Annotated in this window: 16 protein-coding genes; 7 read left to right on the top strand and 9 right to left on the bottom strand. The window is 67.9% G+C overall.

Annotated elements, in window-relative coordinates; genetic code table 11:
* Positions 1-4 precede the first annotated feature (4 nt).
* On the top strand, positions 5-283 hold the full coding sequence (locus ASE75_RS09320) for a DUF3297 family protein (RefSeq protein ID WP_055932438.1): 279 nt from the start codon (positions 5-7) through the stop codon (positions 281-283).
* Here the strand turns inward: ASE75_RS09320 and ASE75_RS09315 are convergent.
* Together ASE75_RS09315 and ASE75_RS09310 are read right to left on the bottom strand one after the other, a co-directional pair.
* Complete coding sequence (locus tag ASE75_RS09315; RefSeq protein ID WP_055932436.1) at positions 280-1,677, bottom strand: sensor histidine kinase; 1,398 nt, start codon at positions 1,675-1,677, stop codon at positions 280-282. The two genes, ASE75_RS09320 and ASE75_RS09315, sit on opposite strands and share 4 nt — an antisense overlap.
* Positions 1,674-2,342 carry a response regulator gene (locus tag ASE75_RS09310; RefSeq protein WP_055932434.1) on the bottom strand — a complete coding sequence of 223 codons (669 nt, stop codon included), beginning with the start codon at positions 2,340-2,342 and terminating at the stop codon, positions 1,674-1,676. The genes ASE75_RS09315 and ASE75_RS09310 overlap by 4 nt, the downstream gene beginning before the upstream one ends.
* 136 nt (positions 2,343-2,478) lie before the next feature.
* Between ASE75_RS09310 and ASE75_RS15475 the strand changes: the two genes are divergently transcribed.
* On the top strand, positions 2,479-3,174 hold the full coding sequence (locus ASE75_RS15475) for a hypothetical protein (protein WP_443025316.1): 696 nt from the start codon (positions 2,479-2,481) through the stop codon (positions 3,172-3,174).
* Between the two features lie 69 nt (positions 3,175-3,243).
* Here the strand turns inward: ASE75_RS15475 and ASE75_RS09300 are convergent, their stop codons facing one another.
* Positions 3,244-3,924 (bottom strand): RBBP9/YdeN family alpha/beta hydrolase, encoded by a 681-nt coding sequence (locus ASE75_RS09300; RefSeq protein WP_055932432.1) that lies wholly within the window; start codon positions 3,922-3,924, stop codon positions 3,244-3,246.
* A 186-nt stretch (positions 3,925-4,110) separates the two neighbouring features.
* Here ASE75_RS09300 and ASE75_RS09295 point away from each other — a divergent pair, with 186 nt between their 5' ends.
* Both ASE75_RS09295 and ASE75_RS09290 read left to right on the top strand, forming a co-directional pair.
* Complete coding sequence (locus ASE75_RS09295; RefSeq protein WP_055932429.1) at positions 4,111-5,634, top strand: fumarate hydratase; 1,524 nt, start codon at positions 4,111-4,113, stop codon at positions 5,632-5,634.
* Positions 5,635-5,671: 37 nt separating this feature from the next.
* Positions 5,672-6,142, top strand: a complete 471-nt coding sequence (locus ASE75_RS09290) for a YjjA family protein (RefSeq protein ID WP_156340360.1) — start codon at positions 5,672-5,674, stop codon at positions 6,140-6,142.
* Positions 6,143-6,172: 30 nt separating this feature from the next.
* On the opposite strand, the gene ASE75_RS16105 is transcribed toward ASE75_RS09290, so the two are convergent.
* A complete protein-coding gene (locus ASE75_RS16105) occupies positions 6,173-7,468 on the bottom strand; it encodes a methyl-accepting chemotaxis protein (protein ID WP_327196312.1) in 1,296 nt (431 codons plus the stop codon).
* A gap of 524 nt (positions 7,469-7,992) precedes the next feature.
* Positions 7,993-8,550, bottom strand: a complete 558-nt coding sequence (locus ASE75_RS09280; protein WP_235512609.1) for a hypothetical protein — start codon at positions 8,548-8,550, stop codon at positions 7,993-7,995.
* Positions 8,551-8,659: 109 nt separating this feature from the next.
* On the opposite strand from ASE75_RS09280, the gene ASE75_RS09275 reads away from it, so the two are divergent.
* Positions 8,660-9,034, top strand: coding sequence for a PRC-barrel domain-containing protein (locus ASE75_RS09275; RefSeq protein ID WP_200922341.1), 375 nt, complete (start codon positions 8,660-8,662; stop codon positions 9,032-9,034).
* Between the two features lie 52 nt (positions 9,035-9,086).
* On the opposite strand, the gene uvrB is transcribed toward ASE75_RS09275, so the two are convergent.
* The gene (gene uvrB, locus ASE75_RS09270) at positions 9,087-11,276 is read right to left on the bottom strand and encodes an excinuclease ABC subunit UvrB (RefSeq protein ID WP_055932424.1); all 2,190 of its coding nucleotides are present in this window, start codon (positions 11,274-11,276) and stop codon (positions 9,087-9,089) included.
* 68 nt (positions 11,277-11,344) lie between these two features.
* Between uvrB and ASE75_RS09265 the strand changes: the two genes are divergently transcribed.
* Complete coding sequence (locus ASE75_RS09265; RefSeq protein ID WP_162233723.1) at positions 11,345-11,890, top strand: DUF3617 domain-containing protein; 546 nt, start codon at positions 11,345-11,347, stop codon at positions 11,888-11,890.
* A gap of 1 nt (position 11,891) precedes the next feature.
* On the opposite strand, the gene ASE75_RS09260 is transcribed toward ASE75_RS09265, so the two are convergent.
* A complete protein-coding gene (locus tag ASE75_RS09260) occupies positions 11,892-13,055 on the bottom strand; it encodes an MBL fold metallo-hydrolase (protein WP_055933275.1) in 1,164 nt (387 codons plus the stop codon).
* Positions 13,056-13,178: 123 nt separating this feature from the next.
* On the opposite strand from ASE75_RS09260, the gene ASE75_RS09255 reads away from it, so the two are divergent.
* On the top strand, positions 13,179-14,738 hold the full coding sequence (locus ASE75_RS09255; RefSeq protein ID WP_235512607.1) for an amidase: 1,560 nt from the start codon (positions 13,179-13,181) through the stop codon (positions 14,736-14,738).
* Between the two features lie 10 nt (positions 14,739-14,748).
* Here the strand turns inward: ASE75_RS09255 and ASE75_RS09250 are convergent, their stop codons facing one another.
* Together ASE75_RS09250 and ASE75_RS09245 are read right to left on the bottom strand one after the other, a co-directional pair.
* A complete protein-coding gene (locus ASE75_RS09250) occupies positions 14,749-15,138 on the bottom strand; it encodes a DUF4345 domain-containing protein (protein WP_055932418.1) in 390 nt (129 codons plus the stop codon).
* Positions 15,135-15,590 carry a DUF2721 domain-containing protein gene (locus tag ASE75_RS09245; RefSeq protein ID WP_055932415.1) on the bottom strand — a complete coding sequence of 152 codons (456 nt, stop codon included), beginning with the start codon at positions 15,588-15,590 and terminating at the stop codon, positions 15,135-15,137. The genes ASE75_RS09250 and ASE75_RS09245 overlap by 4 nt, the downstream gene beginning before the upstream one ends.
* Positions 15,591-15,599 lie beyond the last annotated feature (9 nt).

Raw genomic sequence — 15,599 nt, 5'->3', positions numbered from 1 at the left:
GAACATGACCGATACGCCCCCCGATCGCCTTTCGACCAACCCCGACAGCCCGTTCTTTCAGCAGGAGTTGCTGGAACGCGGGATCGGCATCCGTTTCAAGGGTGTCGAGCGCCGTGACGTCGAGGAATATTCGCGGTCCGAGGGCTGGATCCGTGTCGCGCTGGGCAAGAAGGTCGACCGTCACGGCCGCCCGCTGACCCTGAAGCTGAACGGCGAGGTCGAGGCGTGGTTCGAGCGTCCCGCCGCCGGTGACGACACCGCGACCGACACCGACGCCGCCTAAACGTCGGCCGCGCGCGGCAACCGGACGGCGGCGACAAGGCCACCGCCGGATGCCGCGTCCAAATCCAGCGCGCCGCCGTACAGCACGGCCAGATCGCGCACGATCGCCAGCCCGAAACCGTGACCATCGCCACGCTCGTCCAGCCGCAGGCCGGGGGTCGTTGCCCGCGCCCGGTCGCCGGCGGCAATGCCGGGGCCGTTGTCGGTAACGCACAGTACCACCTGCGCGCCTTCCCGCTTTGCCTCGATCCAGACTCGGTCGCGTGTGTGGCGAAACGCATTGTCGAGCAGGTTGCCGGCGATTTCGTCGAGATCATGCGCGTCGACCGCGACCGCCAGATCATCGGCGATCGTCTGGACCAGGTCGATCGCGCGATCGGCGTGAAGCCGGCCGAGCATCGCTGTCAGATCGGTGATCGCTGGCGCGAGCGGGGTCGCAACGCGGCCTGACGCCAGCACACTGCGCGCACGACCAAGGTGATGGCGGATGGTCGCATCCAACTGTGCCGCCAGTTCCGCAAGCCGCCCGTCCGCATCGCGCCCCGGTTCGGCCAGCGCCAGCCCAAGCGTGGCCAGCGGTGTTTTCAGCCCGTGCGCCAGATTGGCGGCGCTCGACCGGGCGACGGCCAGCGCGGCGGCGTTATCGGCGAGCAGCGCGTTCATTTCCGTCACCAGCGGTTGCAACTCGCGCGGCTGGTCGGCGGGCACGCGGTCCACGCGCCCGGCGCGCACGGCGGCAATCGCGGCACGCAGGGTCGCAAGCGGGGCAAGACCGATCCGCAGCTGCACCAATGTCGCCAGCGCCAGCGCAACGCCCAGCACGGCGAGTGACAGCAGTAGCGGCACCATCGCCCCCCGGATCGGACTGGCGACGACCGATCGCGGCGCGGCGGCGGTGATCGTCACGGGACCGGCATCGGTCGGAACGATCGCCTGCCGCGCGTGAAGCCGCGTGCCGTCGCGATCGTTCCAGTCAAACGCGGCGGGGCCGTCCGGTCGGTCGGGACCGGGCGGCGGGCCAGCCATGTCCGGCCGGTCGTCTCGGCCGGTTTCCGGCCCCGGATGGTGCTCGCCCCGCCGCCCGGGTGTCGGCAGCATGGCGGGCGGCGCGTCGGTCGAGGCGATGGTGCGGCCCGGGGACTCGATCCGCCAGCCATAGCCCGGCGTGGCCAGTGCGCGCGTGGCGGCGATCCGCGCGGTGTCGATCCGGCCATCGGGCGTGACCGCGCTGCCCAGCAGCGCCAGTTCGGCGTCCAGCCGCTGGTCCAGCCCCTGCGTCACGAACCGTTCCAGCACATGGCCGATGGCGAAGGCGGCGATCAGCAGCGCAACCGCGATGGCGATCGCCGACAGGCCGAGCATCCGGCCATAGAGCGATCGGGGCAGCCGCCTCATGCCGCATCGCCGGCGGTCAGGCGGTAGCCGCGTCCGCGCACCGTCTCGATCCGGTCGCGACCGATCTTCTTGCGCAGGCGGCCGACGATGACCTCCAGCGAATTGGAATCGACGTCGGCATCACCCTCATACACCCGCTCCATCAGGTCGAGCCGCTCGATCACCGTGTCCTTTCGCAGCATCAGCGCCGACAGCACACGCCACTCGAACGCGGTCAGCTTCAGCGGCAGGCCGTCCAGCTCGAACTGCCCGGTCTGCGTCTCGAAGCCGATCGGCCCGCATTCCAGCCGGGTGGCGGCGTGGCCGGCGGCGCGGCGGACCAGCGCGCGCAGCCGCATGACGAGTTCCTCGACGCGGAACGGCTTGGTCAGGTAATCGTCCGCGCCCGCCTTGAACCCGGCCACCTTGTCCGACCAGGCATCGCGCGCGGTCAGGATCAGCACGGGCAGGTCGCGCCCCGCCGCGCGCCAGTCGCGCAGGACCGACACGCCATCCCTGTGCGGCAGGCCGAGGTCGAGCACGGCGGCGTCATAGGTTTCGGTTTCCCCCAGATGCCCGGCGTCGATCCCGTTGGCGGCGATGTCGACCGCGAAATGCTCCGCCCGCAACGCGCGCGCGATGGCCGGCCCCAGATCGGCGTCGTCCTCGACCAGCAATATCCGCAAAGGTCCGCGCTCCCTTCGTTCCTACGGCGTCTGCGGTAGGCACCGTCGCTAAACCCAAACTGAACGGCAAGGTTCAGCGGGGCGTGGGTAAGAATCGGTAGAAGGGCCGCAGCAAACACGCTGAAGGAGACATGTTGTGGTCGCTTTGAAATCTTTCGCACCCCGTCTGAGCCGCAGGGGCCAGCTGGGCCTTGGTGCCGCCGTTCTGGTCGCGGTCGGCGCGCTGGGCGGGGCTGGCGCGGTCGCCGCCACCCGCCCGTCGGTCGAAATGGCCCCGCGCGTCGCGACACCGATCGCCGCCTTGCCCAAGGCGTCGGGCGTGGTGACGGTCAAGGGCCGGGTGACCGAGGTCTATGGCGACCGCTTCGTCGTCGCCGATGCCAGCGGCAAGACGATGGTCGCCGCCGGCCGTGACGGACGCGGTGCGGTGACCAGGGGGCAGCCGGTGCTGGTGCAGGGCCGCTATGACGACGGTCAGCTGCGCGCATCCTATCTGGTCGACAGTGCCGGCCGGGTCGAGGCGGTCGGTCCCGGCGGACGCCCGCCGCACCCGGGCGATGCGCGTGGCCCCAAAGGACGCGGCCCCGACGGGCGCGGTCCCGGCGGCCCCGGCGGCCCCGGCGGTCCGGGTGGTCCCGGCCCACGCGGGCCTGGCGGGCCCGGCGGACCCAATGCCGGCATGGCCCCGCCACCGCCGCCCGCAGGCTGCGCACCCGGCACCGGGGCAGGCATGACTCCACCCCCGCCTGCGATCAACGGTCAGCAGCCGCCGGCACCGGTCGCCGGTCAGATGCCACCGCCGTCTGCCGCAACCACGGTTCAGCGTCGGTGAGCGCGATATCCCCGGGTTCTGTCCCGGACCCGGGGATATCCGCAGACCGGGATCGCGTGATGTCGGGCGTCAGATCGCGCTCTGCCCCAGATAATGGCTCTGCGCCGCGTCGGTGGCGTTGACCGCCAGGATCGACCGAGCCTCGCTCGGGTGGCGGGCGCGGCCGCGCCGGTCGCTGCTGGCGGCGATCACCCGGTCGAGCAGATCCTGTCCCTCGCGCCACCAGCCATTGCCGCTGGCGGCGTTCAGATGCCCCTGCGGTCCCGCATCGACGAAGTGGCTGCCCCAGTCGACCGCCAGACTGTGCGCGCGGTCGATGGCGACCCACGGGTCGTCGCTGCTCGCCACCACGATCGACGGGAAGGGCAGCGGCGTTCGCGGGGAGGGGGCAAAGCCCTTCAGCTCGGCTGCGGCACCGTCGCGGTCGACATCCGCCGGCGCGACCAGCAGCGCGCCCGCCACCGGCCAGCCATAAGGTTGCGGCGACAGCTCGGCCCACCACGCGACCGCCAGGCAGCCCAGACTGTGTGCGGCCAGGATCACCGGTGCCTGTGCCTGCCGGATCGCCTCGTCCAGCCGGGTCACCCAGGCATTGCGATGCGGCGTGTTCCACATGCCCAGTTCGACGCGGATCGTGTCGGGGCGGGCATCCTCCCACAAGGTCTGCCAGTGGCTGGGACCGGATCCGCCGAGGCCCGGCACGGTGAGGATGGTCGGATTGACGGCGTCGTACGGTGCAAAGGAACCCATCGCGCTTTCTCCTGTCGTTCCCCGAGTCCGCGCCCACGCGGCTCGATCTCGATGATGTAAAGATATTCCCATTGAATTGATAGGCAATGGGGCTTGCGGTAGGTCGACGACGCAATGCGACTAGCCGCTTTCGCCCGCGCGCCGTTGGCCATACAACGGCAGGCCAGACGACACGGGATCCCCTGCATGACCACCATCATCCGCGAAGCCGACCTGATCGAAAGCGTCGCCGACGCGCTCCAGTTCATCAGTTACTACCACCCGATGGACTATATCCGCGCGCTGGGCGTCGCGTATGAAGCGGAGCAGGGACCGGCGGCCAAGGACGCGATCGCGCAGATCCTGACCAACAGCCGGATGTGTGCGGAGGGCCATCGCCCGATCTGCCAGGATACCGGGATCGTCACGATCTTCATCAAATGGGGCATGGACTGCCGCCTCGATTCGACCGCGCGGTCGTTGCAGGAGGTCGTCGACGAGGGTGTGCGCCGGGCTTACCTCCACCCCGAGAACAAGCTGCGCGCGTCGATCCTCGCCGATCCGGCCTTCACCCGCCGCAATACCAAGGACAACACGCCCAGCGTCCTGAACGTCGAGATGGTGCCCGGCAATACCGTGTCGATCGACGTCGCGGCCAAGGGCGGCGGCAGCGAGAACAAGTCGAAGTTCAAGATGATGAACCCGAGCGATTCGATCGTCGACTGGGTGCTGGAGATGATCCCGCAGATGGGGGCCGGCTGGTGCCCGCCCGGCATGCTCGGCATCGGCATCGGCGGCACGGCGGAAAAGTCGATGCTGCTCGCCAAGGAATCGCTGATGGGCGCGATCGACATGGCGCAGCTCAAGGAACGCGGGCCGAAGAACGATATCGAGGCGCTGCGGATCGAGATTTACGACAAGGTCAACGCGCTGGGTATCGGCGCGCAGGGGCTGGGTGGCCTGTCCACGATCCTCGACGTCAAGATCGCCGACTGGCCGACCCATGCCGCGTCGAAGCCGGTGGCGATGATCCCGAACTGCGCCGCGACCCGCCACGCGCATTTCACGCTCGACGGGTCGGGTCCGGCCTATCTGGAGGCACCGAAGCTGGAGGAATGGCCCGACGTCCACTGGACGCCGGACAAGGCGGCGATCCGCGTCGACCTCGATACGCTGACGCCAGAGGTCGTGCAGGGGTGGAAGCATGGCGACCGCCTGCTGCTGAACGGCAAGATGCTGACCGGGCGCGATGCCGCGCACAAGCGGATCGCCGACATGCTGGCCAGGGGCGAGCCGCTGCCGGTCGATTTCGCCGGTCGCGTCATCTATTATGTGGGGCCGGTCGATCCTGTGGGTGAGGAAGTGGTGGGGCCTGCTGGTCCGACCACCGCGACCCGGATGGACAAGTTCACCCGCATGATGCTCGATCAGGGCCTGCTGGCGATGGTCGGCAAGGCGGAACGCGGGCCGGACGCGACCAGGGCGATCGCGGAAGGCAAGTCGGCCTATCTGATGGCGGTCGGTGGTGCCGCCTATCTGGTCGCGCGCGCGATCAAGGGGTCGAAGGTCGTCGGGTTCGAGGATCTGGGCATGGAGGCGATCTACGAGTTCGAGGTCAGCGACTTTCCCGTCACCGTCGCGGTCGATTCGGCCGGCGAGAACGTCCACACGCTCGCGCCGCTGGTATGGCGCGACAAGATCGCGCGCGAAGGCCTGCTGGTCGGCGCGTGACCACATATCTGCCATTCGCCCGTTGGAGGATTCGACCATGACCAGGATTTTGGCGGGCATCGCTGCCGTCGCGTTGGCGACCACTGCCCCGGCCCAGAGCACCCAGAACACCCAGAGCACTCAAAACACCCAGACGCCCGCGCCCGCGCCCGCGCCGCAATCGGCCCCGACGATCCAGAGCCGCCTTGGCGCGCTGGGTGGTCTGCTTGGCGGTGGTAGCGGCGGTGTCGCCGGCCTGCCGAACCTGGGGGCAGCGGGTGCCGGCAATGTCGCCGGGCTGCTTGGCTATTGCGTCCGGAACAAGCTCACCAGCGGAACCGGCGTCGCCTCCGTCCTTGGCAAGCTGACCGGCAAGCCGGGCGTGACGACGTCGAGCGACTATGCCGCCGGGCAGCAGGGGCTGTTGCAGGGACGCGACGGCAAGGGCTTCTCGCTCGATGGCGCGAAGACGGGCCTTCGTACCAAAGTCTGCGATCTGGTGCTCAGCCGCGCCCGGTCCTTCCTGTGACCCCGGTCTTTCCTGTGACGGTGTAGCGCGTCAGGCGGCGACGCTGGCCGCGAACCGCCCCGCGCTGGCCTTCAGCGTGTCGAGCAGGGTGTCGAGCGTGTCGAACCGGTGGCTGACGTCCTCGATCTCGGAGGCCATTGCCTGGCTGTCCTTGCTGATCGTCGCGATCGTCGACGACATGGCATTGGCCGCCAGCGCGGTTTCGTCGACCGCCGCCGTGATCGCGGTAACGGTGCGCGCCTGCGTTTCCATGGCCTGACGGATCCGGCCGGCCGACCCCTGAACTTCGTCCACCGTGGTGCGGATCAGCGCGTTGGTGTCGACCGTGCTGCGCGTCGCCGACTGGATGGCGATGATCCGGGCGGCGATGTCGTCGGTGGCGCGCGCGGTCTGGCTGGCGAGCGACTTCACCTCCTGCGCGACCACGGCAAAGCCACGGCCGGCATCGCCCGCGCGCGCCGCCTCGATCGTGGCGTTCAGCGCCAGCAGGTTCGTCTGGCCGGCAATGTCGCGGATCAGGCTCAGGATCGTTTCGATCGACTGGGCATGGTCGGACAGCACCGCCGACATGGCGACCGCGTGGCCGGCCTGTTCGGCGGCGCGGGTCGCGATATCGGCCGCGATCTCGACTTCGCTGCGGGCCGCGTCGATCGCCTGGATCAGGCCGGCGGCGGTCCGGGCCGCGTCGCGCATCGCGACCGCCGACTGTTCGGCCGCATCGGCCACCTCCGACGTCTTGCCGAGCATGCCGCGCGCCGACAGCGCGCTGTGCACGGACTGGGCGCGCAGCCGCTGCCCTTCGCTGTTCGCATTGTCGACCAGCCCGGCGATGCTGCCGCGGAAATCGACGGACAGCGCGTCGCGGGCGTGGTGCGCTTCGAAATCGAGGAAGGCGGCATGCAGCGTCGCATGGACATCGCATTCCAGCGATCGCATCCGCGTGAAGACGCTGTTGATCTGCTGGCGCTCCTCCTTGGAACATTCGTACCGCCGGCTCAGGATATCCAGCGTCTCCGACGCGCCGGCCGATGTCGCCGCCAGCAAGGTCGTGAGCGGAACACCGGCAAGATAGGCCCGGCCGATGGCCCGTTCCGCACGCTGGATCCAGCTGGGCTGGTCGGTCGCGGTGTAGCGTTCGCGCAGATACTCGGCATCGAGATCGCCCAGGCCGTCGAACGATCCGTGGCCCCCGCTTGCCTGCGCGTCCGCGACGCCAGCGGCGTCCGGCATCACGATCGACCAGATCAGGCGTCCGACGGCGAAATCATCGTCGGTAAAGCCGAACAGCCTTAGCCGTTCGGACAGGTCGATTGATGCCGTGACCACCCCATGTACGGGCAGATGCCTGTTGACGATCCTCACTGCAGTACAACCTCCCCGATCCCGACCGATCGAGTGGAACCTTGGCGGGCAAACACCAAGATGCTCTTAATACTCCGTGTTATTCCCGGGTAACGGCGTATTTTGTATAAGACGACGTCCGCCGGGGCACGTCAGACAGGAAAAGAGGTTGCCGGGCGCGCCCGCAGGCGACCCGACAACCTCCTGACATGGTCAGCGGCCGGAGAGCTCCAGCCCGGAGGACCATGCATACCGCAAGGTCTGTGTCCTCATGCGTTGACCGGGACAGGAATGTCCCCGCACGAGATCTACAGCCTTAGCGGCGAGTCCCCCGAACGAACCGAACCGAACTCACTGCTGAACCATGAGACATCGGATCACCTCCTTTCGCTAGTTGATTACGCGTGGCGGCCAGGGCTGGCCGCGACCGCAATGTGTGCGGTACGCGGCCGCGATACAAGTCTTGAAATGCAGGGCGGTTTGCGTCAGCTTTTCGCCCCGCGATACGGTTACCCCCGGCAGTCCTCGGTGACGCGTCCGATCTCCGCCCAGGCGGGGATCACCAGCGTCGGTGCGCCGGCCTGTTCGACCACGAACCGCCCGCGACTGAAGCCCATCGCCTCCAGCAGCGTATCGCCGGTCGCCAGCGCGGTCGCGACATAGGCGGGCGTGCCACCGGTCGGCTGGACGCCGAGGCTGCGCAGCATCGTGCTGGTACGGATCGTCAGCGGCGTCGTGACGCTGCCTGACCGCGACAGATACAGGCGACGCGCACCCAGGTCGCAACGCAGCGTCAGCGCGGCGTCGGCGCCCGCAGGGCCGAACAGCGCGATCGACCCGCGCGCGTCCCGCCGATAGCTCCATGTCCCCGGCGTCAACGGCCAGTCGCGCCAGTCCGGGCCGGGGGCCGGTGCGGGCGGAACCGGGCGCGGCAGGGGGCGCGGTTGCGGCGTGGGGGCCGCCGGTTCGGGCGGACGCGACGCGGGCACGCAGGCCACGGCAAACGCGGCCAGCGACAGGGCGGCCATGAGCGAACCACGGCGGGCGAGAAGATCGGAAAAATACATCACCCAATGCTATGCTATAGCCGGACGCGACGCTCAAGGACGGCGCGACGGAGTGTGCCGGGAACCGCTGGCGTTGAGGGCGGTTCACTCGACAAACAAGGAGAATATCATGTCCAATACCGTCGACGCCCCCACCCTGCTGCTCGTGCAGGCCAATATCGCCAACACCATGAAGGTCGACAGCCGCGACGGCGATTCGATCGGGTCGGTTTATTCGTTCATGGTGCACAAGGGGTCGGGCCGGGTCACGCACGCGGTCCTGAGCCTTGGCGGGTTCCTTGGCATGGGCAAGAGCTTCTATCCGGTCCCGTTTTCGGTGCTGCAGTTCGACGCCGTGCGCGACCAATATGTCATCACCACCGACCGTCGCCTGCTGGAAGGCGGCCCGAGCTGGTCCAACAACGCGCCAGTCTTCGACCAGGCCTATGCCGACCGCGTGGCGAGCTATTACGGCGTCGGCACGGAAAACCTGAGCGCGGAGTAACCGATCAGGCGACGTGCCGGGAACGAAGCCCCGGCACGCCGCCTGTTATGCCTTATGCCTTGCGACCGGACTTGAACTTCTGGCTCTTGCCATAGCGTGTCTTGCGCGTGCCGGGTTTACCCTCGTTCGACCGGCCCATGACCGGGGCTTTTTGCTGGTCGACCGGCAGCCCGAGTTCCTCGTTTTCGAGTTGGCGGATTTCGTCGCGCAGGCGGCCCGCGGTTTCGAATTCCAGATCCGACGCGGCCTTGCGCATCTGCTTTTCCAGATCCTCGATATAGGCGCGCAGGTTGTGGCCAACCATGTGCGGCCGGTCCTCGTCGATCTCGACCGTCACCTGATCGCCGCTGGCGACGTGCGCGATGATGTCGCCGATGTTGCGCTTGATCGTGGTCGGCGTGATGCCGTGCTCGGTGTTGTACGCGATCTGTTTCTCGCGGCGGCGATTGGTTTCGTTCATCGCGCGCTCCATGCTGCCCGTCACCCGGTCGGCGTAGAGGATGACCCGCCCGTCGACGTTACGCGCGGCGCGGCCGATGGTCTGGATCAGCGAGGTTTCGCTGCGCAGGAACCCCTCCTTGTCGGCGTCGAGGATCGCGACCAGCCCGCATTCGGGAATATCCAGCCCCTCGCGCAACAGGTTGATGCCGATCAGCACGTCGTACACACCCAGCCGCAGGTCGCGTATCAACTCGATCCGCTCCAGCGTCTCGACGTCGCTGTGCATGTAGCGGACCTTGATACCCGCCTCGTGCATATATTCGGTCAGATCCTCCGCCATCCGCTTGGTCAGCGTGGTGACGAGGGTGCGGTATCCAAGCGCGGTGGTCTTTTGCGCCTCGACGATCAGATCCTGCACCTGTTCCTCGACCGGCTTGATCTCGACCGGCGGGTCGATCAGCCCGGTGGGACGGATGACCTGTTCGGCGAAGACGCCGCCCGTCTGCTCCATTTCCCACGACCCCGGCGTTGCCGAGACATAGGTCGTCTGCGGCCGCATCGCGTCCCATTCGTTGAACCGCAGCGGCCGGTTGTCGATCGCGGAAGGCAGGCGGAAACCGTATTCGGCCAGTGTCAGCTTGCGCCGGTGATCGCCGCGCGACATGCCGTTGATCTGGCCGATCGTCACATGGCTTTCGTCGATGAACAGCATCGCGTTTTCGGGCAGATATTCGAACAGCGTGGGCGGCGGTTCGCCCGGCATCCGCCCGGTCAGGAAGCGGCTGTAATTCTCGATCCCCGCGCAGGATCCGGTCGCGGCGATCATCTCCAGATCGAAGTTGGTGCGCTGCTCCAGCCGCTGCGCCTCCAGCAGCTTGCCCTCGCTGACCAGTTCCTTCAGCCGCTCGGCCAGCTCATGCTTGATCGCCTCGCCCGCCTGTTTCAGCGTGGGGCCGGGCGTGACGTAATGCGAATTGGCATAGACGCGGACCGAATTGAGGCTCGCGACCTTCTTGCCGGTCAGGGGATCGAACTCGACGATGTCCTCGATATCATTGCCGAAGAACGAGATGCGCCACGCGCTGTCCTCGTAATGCGACGGGAAGATTTCGAGGTTGTCGCCGCGCACGCGGAAATTGCCGCGCTGGAACGCGGCGTCGTTGCGCTTGTACTGCAGCGCGACCAGCTTGCGGATGATCTCCGACTGATCGACCGAGGTGTCCTTCTTCAGGTCGAAGATCATCGCCGAATAGGTTTCGACCGATCCGATGCCGTACAGGCACGATACCGAGGCAACGATGATGACGTCGTCACGCTCCAGCAGCGCGCGGGTCGCCGAATGGCGCATCCGGTCGATCGACTCGTTGGTCGAGGATTCCTTCTCGATATAGGTGTCCGACCGCGCGACATACGCCTCGGGCTGGTAGTAATCGTAATAGCTAACGAAATATTCGACCGCGTTTTCGGGAAAGAACGACTTGAACTCGCCGTACAGCTGCGCCGCGAGGATCTTGTTGGGGGCAAGGATCAGCGCGGGCCGCTGCATCGCCTCGATCACCTTGGCGACGGTGAAGGTCTTGCCGGAGCCGGTGACGCCCAGCAGCACCTGATCGCGCTCGCCCGCCCTGGCCGCTTCGACCAGTTCGGCGATCGCGCCGGGCTGGTCGCCGCTGGGGGTATATTCGGTGACCAGCTTGAAGGGCTTGCCACCCTCGACCTTTTCGGGCCGTGCCGGGCGGTGGGGGACGAAGCTCTGACCCGTTTCGGGCTCGGCGAGGTTGGTGCGAATCTGGATTGCCATCGCGCATGAATATGGGTCTGACACCGCATCCGCGCAACGAAGCCGCGCGCCCAAGATGGAGTATGTGCATGCGCCGTATCGCGATCCTGCTGGCCGCCCTGCCGCTGGCCGCCTGCAATCAGGGCATCGACCTGACCAATGCCTCGATCGAACAGGTGGTGGACGCGTCGAAAAACGCCGAGACGCCGGAACCGGGCATGTGGCAGACGACCACCACGCTGGCGGCGATGGACCTGGGTCCGATCGCGGCCGGTAATCCGCAGGCGGCGGCGATGATGAAGCAGCAGATCGGCAAGACGCAGACGATCAGCGCCTGCCTGACGCCGGACAAGGCACAGTCGCCGGTACTTGCGGGTATCGAACAGTTGAAGAACTCCGGCTGCCGGTTCGACACCTTCAAGCTCGGCGGGGGCACGCTGGACGCGACAATGGCCTGCCAGCGGCCGGGTGGACGGATGACGGTCAGCCAGAAGGGCACCTATTCCTCCACCGCCTATGACCTGCAGTCGACCGTGGCGCAGGGGGACGCGGGCAAGCCAGCGACGTCGATGACGGTTCACGTCGTCGCCAAGCGCACCGGAGCGTGCGAGGCCGGGACACCGAAGACGTCGTAACTTACGGCAATGCACGCACCGCCGGCGTGTCGAGGCAGCGGAGCAACGCCGCGCGGGTCACGCCCCTGCGCGGCGCTGGCGGGCTATAGGCCGGGATAGCCGTCGGCACGCCGATCGGCACTGCATCGAACCCGGTCTGCCCGGTGCAGCGGGTCGCGGCGGCGAGCAGGGCGGGCGGTGTCTCGCGCCCTTCATAGGACAGATGGAACGTCCCCCAGTGGATCGGGATCGCCCGTGTCGCGCCGAGCAGCCGGTCGACCTCGACCGCGTCAACCGGGCCGATATGGCTGCCCGACTCCATCTGACCCGGCTGGAACCGGAAGGCGCCGATCGGCAGGATGGCGAGGCGCACCGGACCCAGCGCCGCCGCCTCGACCGGCCAGCGACCGTCGCCCATGCCGGTGTCGCCCGCGAAGAACACATTGCCGCCGGGCAGGCGGATCACGAAACTGGACCATAAGGCGCGGTTGCGATCGGTGAACCAGCGGCTGCCCCAATGGTGGTTGCGCGTCACCGCGACCTCGACGCCGGGGGCCAGCGCGACGCGCCCGCCCCAGTCCAGCGCGGTCGCGGGTACGCCCGCCTGACGGATGACGCTGTCATTGCCCAGGCTGGTGACGATGCGCGGTTGGTCGCGCGTCCACAGCGTTTTCAGCGTGGCCAGATCCATATGATCGTAATGATTGTGGCTGACGACGATCAGGTCGATCTTCGGCAGGTTGGCAAGCGCGATGCCGGGGGCGGTGACCCGCTTCGGCCCGACGCCGAACGGGCCGGCGGTGTCCGCCCAGACCGGATCGGTCAGGATGTTCAGCCCGCGCGTCTGCACCAGCATCGTCGCGTGACCGACCCAGGTCGCCACCATATGCTCGCCCTCGACCCGCGCGGCCGGCCTCGACGTGGCGGTGGCGACCCGCTCCGGCCAGACCGGGCGACCGTCATTGCCGGTCAGGAAGCGCCAGAGGAAACCGGCCCGCCCGCCGCCGGGGGTGCCGGTATCCTCGCCGTCCGGATTGGCGAACCGCGCGCCGTCGAAATGGTCGGTGGGGGATCCGCGATAATAGATCCGGTCGAGGAAACGCGGGACGATCGTCGCCGCCAGCCCGATCGCGACGAGGGCGAACAGGACGATGGTGCCGATGATCTTTGCTGCGCGCCGCACGATGGTTCGTTCCCCCCGGTTGAACTCCCCTAACGCGCCACGGCGGCGCATGGTCCACGACGCTGGACATTGGTCCCCGGAACGGTGCCTAATCGGGTCTTGAGGGCAAAAGCGGGGATGACGGCGATGCGGGCATGGATGACAGGACTGATGATGGCGGGCGCGGTGCTGCCAGCCACGGTCGCCGCGGCGGCCGCCGATCCGGTGGTCGATGAGCGCAGCGTCGCGGATTTGCAGGCGACAATGACCGCCGGCACGGCGTCGAGCGTCGATCTGGTCCGGGCCTATCAGCGGCGGATCGCCGCGATCGACCGCAAGGGACCGACCCTGCGCAGCGTCATCATGCTGAATCCCGATGCGCTGGCACAGGCGCGCGCACTGGACGGCGAACGGCGGCGCGGGCGAATCCGCGGGCCGCTGCACGGCGTGCCGATCCTCATCAAGGATAATATCGAAACCGCCGATCGCATGCCGACCACCGCCGGCAGCCTGGCGCTGAAGGACAACATGACCCGCCGCGATGCGCCGGTGGTGGCGGCCTTGCGCGCGGCCGGCGCGGTGATCCTGGGCAAGACCAACCTGTCCGAATGGGCGAACATCCGATCGACGCGGTCGATGAGCGGATGGAGCGCGGTTGGCGGCCTTGTCCGCAATCCGTACGCGCTCGACCGGACCGCCTGCGGATCGTCGAGCGGATCGGGCGCGGCGGTCGCGGCCAGTCTGGCGGCGGCGGCGGTGGGGACGGAGACCGACGGATCGGTCGTCTGTCCCTCCTCGGTCGCGGGACTTGTCGGCATGAAACCGACGATCGGGCTGGTCAGCGGCGTGCATGTCGTGCCGATCAGCCACAGTCAGGATACGCCGGGGCCGATGGCCAAGAGCGTGGCCGATGCGGCGGCGCTGCTGTCGGTCATGGCAGTGCCCGGGCCGGGACGCCGGGACTATGCCGCCGGCCTGTCGCGCGCGGCACTGTCCGGCCTGCGCGTCGCGGTACTGCGCCCCGACATGACGCCCGATCTGGCGGCGAAATATCAGGTGGCGCTCGATGTGCTGAAGGCGGCGGGGGCGGTGCTGGTCGAGGTCGAGCGCCCCAAGCTGGAGGGGCTGGGCGAGGCCGAGTTGCTGGTGCTGAAGACCGAATTGAAGGCCGATCTCGACGCGTATCTGGCGACCACGCCGGCGGCGGTGAAGACGCGGACGCTGGAACGGGTCATTGCCTTCGATACCGCCAATGCCGGCACCGAAATGCCGTTCTTCGGCCAGGAGCTGTTCGAGGACGCGGTCAAGACCGGGGGGCTGGACGATCCGGCCTACAAGGCGGCACGCGCCAAGTCGCTGCGGCTGGCAGGCGTCGAGGGCATCGACGCGATGTTGAAGACCGCGCGCGCGACCGTGCTGGTGCAGCCGACCTATGGCCCGGCCTGGCTGTCCGATACGGTGTATGGCGACCAATATGGCGGGCCGAGCGCGAGCGAACTGCCAGCGGTTGCCGGCTATCCGCACCTGACCGTGCCGATGGGGCTGGTCGACGGCCTGCCGGTCGGGCTGTCGTTCATCGCGACGAAGTTCGGCGATGCGACCGTGCTGGGCGCGGGTTATGCCTATGAACAGCGGGCGAAGGCGCGGGTCGCCCCGCGCTACCTGCCGACGGCGGATGCCGGGCCGGGGCTGGACGGGGTGCGGTAAGCCGGAGGGATCAGCGCGCCATCCGCCGGGCCAGCGCCGCCTGCCACAGCATCAGGAGCGGCACGACGCCAAGTTCCATCGCCAGCCCGAACAGATGCCCCTTGGACGGCATGCCGACGCTGGCGAGCGACACCACGCGCGCAAGGCCGCCGACGACCACGAGACTGCCGAGCAGGCGGAACCGCGCGCCCTTCGTCTCGATGTTCGGGATACAGGTCGTGAACCACAGCCCGACCGCGAAGAAGATCCCCGATATGTACCGGAAATGGCTGTCCAGATCGACCGGCACGACCGCGTGGTCGAGGAATCCGGGGCCGCGCAGGATGCTGGTCCCGCCTGTGACGATCGGCACGATGCAGGCGGCGGCGACCACCAGTTGCAGCAGGCGTTTTTCGATCATGGCCGCAACAGTTCCTCGCGCACGTGAATCGCGCGCAGCGACACGCGCACCTCGATCATGAACGAGATCAGCGATGCGACCAGCAACACCATCGCCAGAATGAAACAGATCGCGACGATGGTGCCGAAATGCAGCCCCGCCAGCACCGCGACGAACAACAGGCCGATCAGCGTGCAGACCGCGATCGCGCTGCTGACCGACAGAAACAGCGCGGCGTTGATGATCGACATCCGCCGGTCGAGCAACTTCAGTTCCATGACGTAGCGTTCGCGTTCCGGGCCACTCGATCGCGGGTGCAGATCCTCCAGCTTGCGCGATCGGTCGATGACGCGCGACAGGCGTCCGGCCAGAACGTTCAGCAACTGGCCGATCGCGGCCAGCATGAAGACCGGACCAAGCGACAGCTGGATCGTCTGGGCGATGGTGGCAACGGCGGGGATCATTGGAATCATGCGCCCATG

It is taken from the genome of Sphingomonas sp. Leaf17 (assembly GCF_001421505.1).
Classification (GTDB): Bacteria; Pseudomonadota; Alphaproteobacteria; order Sphingomonadales; family Sphingomonadaceae; genus Sphingomonas.
The sequence above is the reverse complement of the archived record's forward strand: the minus strand, read 5'-3'. Positions and strand labels throughout refer to the sequence as shown.